The 6,291-nt window shown below is 33.3% G+C and carries 5 protein-coding genes; 4 read left to right on the top strand and 1 reads right to left on the bottom strand.

Features of this window, described 5'->3' with window-relative positions:
• Positions 1–418, top strand: a 418-nt coding sequence (locus tag PHC28_RS14315; RefSeq protein WP_300102046.1) for a superoxide dismutase, incomplete at its 5' end; no start/stop codon positions are given.
• 90 nt (positions 419–508) lie between these two features.
• Complete coding sequence (gene lgt / locus PHC28_RS14310; protein WP_300102043.1) at positions 509–1,336, top strand: prolipoprotein diacylglyceryl transferase; 828 nt, start codon at positions 509–511, stop codon at positions 1,334–1,336.
• A gap of 322 nt (positions 1,337–1,658) precedes the next feature.
• On the opposite strand, the gene PHC28_RS14305 is transcribed toward lgt, so the two are convergent.
• Positions 1,659–3,527, bottom strand: a complete 1,869-nt coding sequence (locus PHC28_RS14305) for an alpha-amylase family glycosyl hydrolase (RefSeq protein ID WP_300102040.1) — start codon at positions 3,525–3,527, stop codon at positions 1,659–1,661.
• 435 nt (positions 3,528–3,962) lie between these two features.
• Between PHC28_RS14305 and PHC28_RS14300 the strand changes: the two genes are divergently transcribed.
• Together PHC28_RS14300 and PHC28_RS14295 are read left to right on the top strand one after the other, a co-directional pair.
• Positions 3,963–5,594: an OstA-like protein gene (locus tag PHC28_RS14300; RefSeq protein WP_300102038.1), complete on the top strand. Its 1,632-nt coding sequence runs from the start codon at positions 3,963–3,965 to the stop codon at positions 5,592–5,594.
• Between the two features lie 96 nt (positions 5,595–5,690).
• Positions 5,691–6,291: aminotransferase class III-fold pyridoxal phosphate-dependent enzyme (locus PHC28_RS14295; RefSeq protein ID WP_300102036.1), on the top strand; the 601-nt coding region annotated here is incomplete at its 3' end.

The following is a 6,291-nucleotide window of genomic DNA, read 5'->3' as shown; positions in this document are numbered from 1 at the left end:
AATCAGGAATAATGCTGGCGGATATTACAACCATTCTCTATATTTTAAATGTATGACACCAAAAACTGGAGAAGTCGTAAAAGACAGTTTGACACCTGCAATTACAAAACGATTCGGCTCAATTGATAACTTTAAAACAGCATTCAAAGACGAAGCTGAAAAGCAATTTGGCTCAGCTTGGACTTGGCTAATTGTGGATAAATCTGGGAATCTTCAAATTACAAGCACCCAAAACCAAGACAATCCTTTGATGCGAAATGCAGTAGTTCCAGGAAAGCCGATTTTAGCACTAGACCTTTGGGAACACGCTTATTATCTAGGCTACCAATACAAAAGAAAAAACTATATTGATGCTTTTTTCGATGTGATTAATTGGAAAAAAGTGGGTGAAAATTACGAAGAGGCTTTGAGGAAGTAGTTAGGTTAAACAATTGTAATTTATATATTTTCATTAAATACGAGTTAGTTTGCGTAAGCTTACTAAAAAGACTCACAAAAAAACAAAACTATGATTTCATTATACATAAATTGGGATATTGACTCCGAAATTCTTACTGTTTTTGGGTTTCCAATAAAATATTATGGTCTTCTGTTTGCTAGTGGCTTATTTTTAAGTATGTTTATTCTTAAAGGAATATTTAGGAAAGAAAAGTTAACAGATGATGCACACGAAGCTTTATTTATTTATGGAATTATTGGAATACTTGTTGGTGCAAGACTTGGACATTGTTTATTTTACGACTTTGATTATTATTCAAAACATTTAATAGAAATCATATTACCAATTAAGAAAGATTTAAATGGTGATTTCAAATTTATTGGTTATGCGGGTTTAGCAAGTCATGGAGGCACAATTGGCTTAATCATATCTCTTTATCTTTATTCAAGAAAATTTTCGATAAGATATCTTAAAATACTTGATTTGATTGCAATAGTTGCACCACTTGGTGCAACTTTCATAAGACTTGCAAACTTAATGAACTCTGAAATGATTGGCAATCCAACCACAATGCCTTGGGCGTTTATTTTTAAACGTATTGACAATATACCAAGACATCCAGCTCAACTTTATGAAGCAATTTCGTATTTTTTAATTTTTATCATAGTTTTCACAATTTATAAAACTAAAAATATACAATTAGGAAATGGTTTTTTCTTTGGATTAACAATAACTTTAATCTTTTTAATGCGGATTTTGATTGAATTCCTTAAAATAAATCAAGTTGATTTTGAAAAAGGAATGAGTTTAAATATGGGCCAAATATTGAGTTTACCATTCATAATAATTGGACTGTATTTTGTAATAACAAATTTCACAAAGAGAGAAACTATATAAAAAGTCCCTACTGAATTGGTGTCCCATTTGTAAATAAAATCCTTTCAGTCTAAACTGAAAAATAAACGATCCAGCTTTGTTTTATATTATTTCTTTTATGTCAGTCACAAACTGACGAACACATCCTCAAAGTCTCAGACTTTGCGGAGCGAGTTCAAGGCAAAATAAAAACAAATTAATACTAATTTTATTTTGTAAAAAATGAATTTGTGTAATTTGTGTCAAAATTAGTGTTCATTCGTGAAATTCGTGGCGACTTTATTTTTCTTTTTTAAAAGTGAATGCCCTAGAGATGTTACCCCCTTTTTTTAAATTCTATTAATTACAACTGAAAAATAAACGATTCCGAAGGTGCAATACTAATTTGTATTTTTCCCTCACCATTTTCTACTCTCAATTGCGTTGTTTTTTTGTGATACAATTGATCTGTTATCGTATAAGTGCCATCTTTCAAATTCCATTTTTGGATAATGTCAGCAGGAATTCTTAGGTCGAAGTTACTTGATGCCTCTGAATAAAAATTAGTAACAACAACCAATTTTTGTGTATCAGACCAACGTGTATAAGCATAAATGGCTATGTCGTAACCGGGTGTAATATTGCGATTGGCAGTTTGTATTTCTTCGAAATTGCCCATCAAAGCAGAACTATTAATAGAAAAATTCAACAATCTTTTATAGAAATCACGCAAATCTTTTTCGGCTGGAGAAAGTTGACCTCCATCAAATTTTCCACCATTCATCCATCGTTGGTGATTTGGCACTCCAATATAATCGAAAATAGAAGTTCTAGAATGCGTTCCAAAACCTGCATTTTCATTTCCTGCTTCACCTACTTCTTGTCCAAAATAAATCATCGTTGGTGCTGTACTTATTGTTGCTGAAACTACCATCAAAGGTTTCCCTTTCTCAGGAGTTCCTGCAAATTCAGGACTTGCTAAACGTTGCTCATCGTGATTATCAAGAAACTTAAGCATATGATGCTCAATATCAGCCATTCTGTTTTGAATATCTGAAAGTCCGTCAGGCCAAGTTTTTCCTTGAATAACTGCTTTCAAATGATCATAGGTTTCAACTTTGTCATACAAATAATCCATTTTTCCGAGACGAATATAATTACGATATTCTTTCGGATTATAAACTTCAGCTAATAAGAAAGCATCTGGATTTTTGACTTTTATCGAAGAATTCATATAACTCCAGAATTCATAGGGCACCATTTCTGCCATATCATATCTGAAACCATCAACGCCTTTGGCAGTCCAATACAAGGCAATATCGCGAAATTTTTTCCAAGAATTTGGCACCTCTTTATCTGCCCAAAAATCGAAATGTTCTTGATAGGATTTAGTATCATAACCAGCAGGAAGTTCTGGAAAATCTTTAGACCCATCAGGACGAATTCCGTAATTTACCTTTACCGTTTCGTACCAATCATTTTTATCTGGTTTTGCCATTCTCGAACCATTACCTGTCCATTTTGCAGGGAATTCATCAAATTTTCCATCAATCATCGGATTACTTTCACCGTTCAAAGGATGAATTCCATCAGGTACTTCAAAATGAGTATTCGGAATGTAATAAAAATTATTGTCTCGTTTGTATTCCACCGATGTATCATCATCAGCACCAAAATCACGAACACCTTCGGGATTATTTTTCCCTTCATATTTTCTGGCAATATGGTTGGGAACAATATCTATAATCACTTTCAATCCCGCTTTATGAGTTCTAGCAATCAAGGCTTCAAATTCTTGTAATCGGTTGCCAGGATTTACTGCTAAATCAGGATTTACATTGTAATAATCCTTAACCGCATAAGGTGAACCAGCACGACCTTTTACCACTTCGGGATTGTCATTTGAAACTCCTATTGATGAATAATCTCTAACCAAAGCGTGATGAGGAACTCCAGTGTACCAAATATAGGTAACTCCTAAATCCTTTATTTCATTCAATGCTTTCTCAGTAAAATCATTGAACTTCCCTACTCCATTTTCTTCAATCGTTCCCCAAGGTTTGTTAGTTGTGTTTTTGTTACCGAACAATCGGGTAAAAACCTGATAGACAACTATTTTCTTTTCAGTTGGATTCTCTTTCTTTTCTGTGGTCATTTTTATTGCTGAAGTTTTACAGGCTGTTGCCAAAAGTAGTAAGCTAATACCTGCAACAATAGTTATTTTTTTTATCATACAAAATTATTTAATTGATTTTCATTGGATTTTTATATAATTCAAAATTTTGATGTTATTATTTTTTAAATTTAATATATTTTTAGAAACTGAAGCAAAAATCATTTGGAATTAATCTGGAACAACAATCCTAAAATTGAACTACAACGAGATACTGTCCGTTTTTGTTGATAAGTTTAAAAAATGACTTTGGTCTAAAAAAGTTGTCTTTTAAGTTAATCTGCGACAGATTAAAAGTATTAAACGGATTTTAACTTTCAATTTTAAAAAAAAATCTGTGGAAATCAGTGTAATCAGTGGCTAAAAAACACACATTTAGGATACTATGTCCAAAAATTAAATCATTTTCAATTCCAAAATTTCACACTTATAAATAAATCATAATATGGATTACGATTGTTTCCTTTTTCTTAAATTTGGCAAAAAATAAATCCATTGAAGAAATTATTGTTTTTCATAAGTTGTTGTTTGGTTGTTGTAAGTTCCCAAAACCTTTTGGCACAAGCTCCAAAAAAAATAATCGTTGAACATTCAGATTATTTTGACATCAACCAAGTTGAAGTTCCCGATGCCGTTTTACTTACCGGAAGTGTTCGTTTAAACCACGAAGGCATCATTATGACCTGCAATAAAGCCTACTATTTTCAAAAAGAAAATTACATCAAAGCCTTTGGAAATGTACAATTAGTTCAAGGTGATACCTTATTTTTGAATAGTAAATATGCCGAATATAATGGTAATATGAAACAAGCTTTTGCCACAGGTGATGCTGTTATGCGTTCACCAGAATCGACAATGGTTACAGATACAATTAACTTCAATCGAAACACACAAGAAGTCTACTATAACTCGAATGGAACGATTACCAACAGAGAAAATACACTAAAAAGTAAGTCTGGAAAATACTTTGTTGCCGAAAAAAAGTTTCAATTCCTGACTGCTGTTACGATCACGAATCCTAAATATGTCATCAAGTCGAATCATTTGGATTATTACAGTAATTCTGGGCATTCCTATCTTTTTGGGCCGTCAACAATCACCAGTAAAGCTAATTATATTTATACCGAAAAAGGGTTTTATGATACCAAGAAAAATGTGGCTCATTTTCTTCGAAAGTCTTACATCAAATACGATGACCGACTCATTGAAGGCGATAGTTTGTATTATGACCGAAACAAGGAATTTGCCTCTGCAACACGAAATGTAAAAATCACTGACTCCATTAATCGTGGGATTATCAAAGGACATTATGCCGAATTATACAAAAACAAAGATTCTGTATTTGTAACCAAAAGAGCTGTTGCGGTTAACTTTGTTGAAAATGATTCGGTTTATATTCACGGAAAAAAACTGATGGTTACAGGAAAAGAAGGCAACCGAATTATTCGTGCATTCAACAATGTTCGGTTTTATAAAACGGATATGAGCGGTAAATGTGATTCTATTTATTCCAGTTCGAAAATAGCTTTGACAAAACTCATAGGAAACCCCATTCTTTGGAATGGTGACAACCAAATCACAGGCGATGTAATGCATCTTATAGGCAATAACACTACTCGAAAAATCGATTCACTCAAGGTGCTCAACAATACTTTTCTGGTCTCGAAAGATACGCTAGGAACGGGTTATAATCAGGTAAAAGGGCAAAATCTATATGGAAAATTTCTCGAGAGTAAACTCCACGATGTCGATATTATCAAAAATACCGAAGTGATTTATTATATGCGAAATGACACCCACGATCTCATTGGCATCAACAAAAACGTAAGCAGCAAAATCAATATTATTTTTGATAAAAATGCTATTGAAACTATCACTTTTTTTAATCAAGTAGATGGCGATATTTATCCCGAAGCAGAATTACCCGAAAATGCCAGGAAACTCCGTGGACTAAACTGGCGTGGTTTTGAAAGAATAAAATCGAAAGAAGAAATTTTTACCGATGAGGAAAATCTGCTCAATTATCAAATCATCAGACAAACTAAAGAAGACGATGCCAAAGAAAATGTTCCGATGAAGATTAGGAAGGAAACTTTGAATTACGATAAGAAGAAAAAAAAGATTTGAGATTGAAGAATAACGATTTTTGATTGCAGATTTTAACATCTTAAATCAAAAATCGTTAATCAAAAATCAGCAATCAAAACATTAACAAAATAAACCTTGAACAACGATTTCATAAAATACCAAGCCCAAACATCTCCTTATCCCTTAGGAATGGCCGTTTCGCACGCAAAAGGTTCTTATATTTTCGATACCAATAATAAAAAATACCTAGATTTTGTGGCCGGAGTTTCGGCTTGCACGCTCGGACACCAACCGCCAAGAGTAAATCAGGCGATTAAAGACCAATTGGACAAATATTCGCACGTGATGGTGTATGGCGAATATTCGCAAAGTCCAGCTGTAGAATATTGCAAATTGATGGCTTCACTCCTGCCTAAACCTTTGAAAAAAACCTATTTAGTTAATTCCGGTACCGAAGCTATTGAAGGAGCGCTAAAACTCGCCAGACGAACTACTGGAAGAAGCCAATTGATTTCTTGCCACAATGCGTATCACGGTAACACAATGGGTTCTATGAGTGTAATGGGATTCGAAGAACGCAAACGAATATTTCGACCATTAATTCCTGATGTCGATTTTATCACTTTCAATAACGAAGCCGATTTAGAAAAAATAACAACTAAAACTGCCGGAATACTTCTCGAAACCATTCAAGGAGGGGCTGGTTTTATTGAACCTGAAAATAATTTCCTGAAAA

It is taken from the genome of Flavobacterium sp., from assembly GCF_028712645.1.
GTDB lineage: Bacteria > Bacteroidota > Bacteroidia > Flavobacteriales > Flavobacteriaceae > Flavobacterium.
Note: the sequence above shows the minus strand (reverse complement) of the source record. Positions and strands in the feature narration are given on the sequence as shown.